This is a genomic window from Vibrio sp. 10N.261.45.E2 (assembly GCF_002875705.1).
GTDB lineage: Bacteria > Pseudomonadota > Gammaproteobacteria > Enterobacterales > Vibrionaceae > Vibrio.
The window spans coordinates 1-1,363 of sequence record NZ_MCZZ01000053.1 but is presented as its reverse complement, the minus strand read 5'-3'; the positions used below and the strand labels follow the sequence as shown (position 1 = coordinate 1,363).

Annotated in this window: 1 protein-coding gene; it reads right to left on the bottom strand. The window is 45.4% G+C overall.

The annotated features are described in order from the left end of the window. Nucleotides 1-1,363 (bottom strand): IS4 family transposase (locus tag BCT34_RS02930; RefSeq protein WP_102305671.1); only part of this gene is annotated, 1,363 nt, incomplete at both ends.

The following is a 1,363-nucleotide window of genomic DNA, read 5'->3' as shown; positions in this document are numbered from 1 at the left end:
ATCAAGAGACTTAGCGAGTTCATACCCTTCAAGGATGGTTTGTAACCTAAACCATCCTTGCCATAACGTCTTTATAGAAGCGCGACCTGTTCGCTTGGTATTCTTCCAACCACCTAACCGAGCAATACCGTTGTAAGCCCATGATATATTAGGCGCTTCTTTCGGTAGTTTTTTGCTCTCCAACTTGAGCCACATTAACTTCCACGCTTTGCCTTTTAATACCTGCTCACAACTGGTCTTAGATAACTCGTCTGATTCATTCATAAACCTCAACTGGAGTAACCGAGTCGCGATAAAAGCCAAAACGACGCTGAGCCTTTCTAAGTTATCCTTACTTTGCATTCTCAGTTGCTCAACTTCAGTCCCTTCACTTTTCCAGACTTTATGAAAATCTTCTATTAGCCAGCGCCGCTCATAATAACTGACGATTTTGAGTGCCTCTTCCTTGCTCGTTATCGGCTCTGAAGTCAGTAAGTGCCATGCGAGCTTATTACCACTCTCTCCTTGTTCTATACATCCCACGTAGTAAAGCGGAATGTTATCGAACTCTTTCTTGTTAGCAGGAGACTTGAGTGTCACGGGGGCATATTTGATATCTAAATGAGCCTTGCGAGCTTTACGACCGCCTTTTTGCGGTATTTCGAGCACTTTCTCTCCGGCTGATAACAGGGTAGAGGCATAGCTATAAAGACGATTATCATGCTCTTCAATACAGCGGCTTTGCATTGAGCGAACGAGGAATCTTTGTTGTTGCTCTCGCTTGTAAGTGAGGTATTCAAATAGGTCGGCTTCTCTATCGCACACAGAAATGACATCCGAAATTTTGTCGCCAAGTCGCTCAGCGACATGGCGAGAGGCTTGTTCCCACTTATAACTTTCTTTCTCTTTGTATGGTCGAGTCGCATGCTGGTGCCTTTGACCTCGCTTTTCTATATCACGAGTCCAGCGCTGTTGTTCAATTAAACCAATAACAGATTGAGTATCGGGAGCAAAAAGTAAGGTTGAGTGTACGAACATGGCGCGATGTCGATTGCCTTGATTGGAATGCCCGAGTTCATCTCGAATGCTACGATGGGAGTAACTGAGAGAAGTGGTGTCTTCTAAAGCAAGAAGTGTTTGTTGCTCTAATGCTTCTTGTGCGGTGACATAAAAACCCGCTTCTGCGATATCTTCTGCTTTGATTTGCTCATTACGGATGAAGCGATAAGCCCCTTCCATTTCAGCAGGGGAGATAATGAGTTTCGAGACGGGTACACCAGGTTGCTCGGCCAGTGAGGCTGCGAGAGCAACGAGTCTTTGAGTGCGTCTAGGGTCATTAAGGTGGGCTTGACCGAACTGTTTTTGTGCCCAAAGGGTAGGCTCT